We start from the raw sequence: 1,350 nt of genomic DNA, 5'->3' as shown, positions 1-1,350 counted from the left end.
CTTCACCCTGGACATGGGTAGATCACCTGGTTTCGGGTCTACAACTGCATACTGATTCGCCCTGTTCAGACTCGCTTTCGCTGCGGCTCCGTCTCTTCAACTTAACCTTGCATGCAATCGTAACTCGCCGGTTCATTCTACAAAAGGCACGCCATCACCCATGAACGGGCTCTGACTACTTGTAGGCACACGGTTTCAGGATCTCTTTCACTCCCCTTCCGGGGTGCTTTTCACCTTTCCCTCACGGTACTGGTTCACTATCGGTCACTAGGGAGTATTTAGCCTTGGGAGATGGTCCTCCCTGCTTCCGACGGGATTTCACGTGTCCCGCCGTACTCAGGATCCACTCAGGAGGGAACGAAGTTTCAACTACAGGGTTTTTACCTTCTCTGACGGGCCTTTCCAGGCCTCTTCATCTACCCCGTTCCTTTGTAACTCCACATAGAGTGTCCTACAACCCCAGAAGGCAAGCCTTCTGGTTTGGGCTAGTCCCGTTTCGCTCGCCGCTACTCAGGGAATCGCGTTTGCTTTCTCTTCCTCCGGGTACTTAGATGTTTCAGTTCCCCGGGTCTGCCTTCAATACCCTATGGATTCAGGTAAAGATACTGTTCCATTACGAACAGTGGGTTTCCCCATTCGGAAATCTCCGGATCAAAGCTTACTTACAGCTCCCCGAAGCATATCGGTGTTAGTCCCGTCCTTCATCGGCTCCTAGTGCCAAGGCATCCACCGTGCGCCCTTTCTAACTTAACCTTGCGGCAAATACTTGCCAGGTTTCTCTTTTTCAATCAAAAGAGAGAAAAACTAAAATGGCGATACTCGGTTTTATTGCAATTGCCTTCTTACATACGATTATCCAGTTTTCAAGGAACAAAAAAGTTCTGAGAGAATCGCTCCCTCAAAACTAAACAAACAAGCTCATCAACATTACGAACCGAAGGTTCGCATTCCGAATGTCCTAAAAGACATTATCCTTAGAAAGGAGGTGATCCAGCCGCACCTTCCGATACGGCTACCTTGTTACGACTTCACCCCAATCATCTGTCCCACCTTAGGCGGCTGGCTCCAAAAGGTTACCCCACCGACTTCGGGTGTTACAAACTCTCGTGGTGTGACGGGCGGTGTGTACAAGGCCCGGGAACGTATTCACCGCGGCATGCTGATCCGCGATTACTAGCGATTCCGGCTTCATGCAGGCGAGTTGCAGCCTGCAATCCGAACTGAGAATAGATTTATGGGATTGGCTTCACCTCGCGGCTTCGCTGCCCTTTGTTCTATCCATTGTAGCACGTGTGTAGCCCAGGTCATAAGGGGCATGATGATTTGACGTCATCCCCACCTTCCTCCGGT

The 1,350-nt window shown here is 50.6% G+C and carries 2 rRNA genes; both read right to left on the bottom strand.

The window, feature by feature from the left end:
* Positions 1-753: ribosomal RNA gene (locus tag WQ57_RS22560) — 23S ribosomal RNA — on the bottom strand; the annotation flags it as partial.
* Positions 754-978: 225 nt separating this feature from the next.
* Positions 979-1,350: ribosomal RNA gene (locus WQ57_RS22555) — 16S ribosomal RNA — on the bottom strand; the annotation flags it as partial.

Origin of the sequence: Mesobacillus campisalis, from assembly GCF_000986785.1 — a bacterium.
GTDB lineage: Bacteria > Bacillota > Bacilli > Bacillales > Cytobacillaceae > Mesobacillus_B > Mesobacillus_B campisalis.
The sequence above is the reverse complement of the archived record's forward strand: the minus strand, read 5'-3'. Positions and strand labels throughout refer to the sequence as shown.